General features: G+C 54.5%; 1 rRNA gene. It reads left to right on the plus strand.

Features of this window, described 5'->3' with window-relative positions:
• Positions 1-220 (plus strand): 16S ribosomal RNA (locus WFP70_RS26635); the annotation flags it as partial.

The raw sequence follows: 220 nt of genomic DNA on the forward strand, positions 1-220 counted from the left end.
AGGCAGCAGTGGGGAATATTGCACAATGGGCGCAAGCCTGATGCAGCCATGCCGCGTGTATGAAGAAGGCCTTCGGGTTGTAAAGTACTTTCAGCGGGGAGGAAGGCGATGGAGTTAATAGCTTCATCGATTGACGTTACCCGCAGAAGAAGCACCGGCTAACTCCGTGCCAGCAGCCGCGGTAATACGGAGGGTGCAAGCGTTAATCGGAATTACTGGG

The organism is Pantoea sp. USMM079 (genome assembly GCF_037153115.1).
In the GTDB taxonomy this organism is placed as follows: domain Bacteria; phylum Pseudomonadota; class Gammaproteobacteria; order Enterobacterales; family Enterobacteriaceae; genus Pantoea; species Pantoea communis.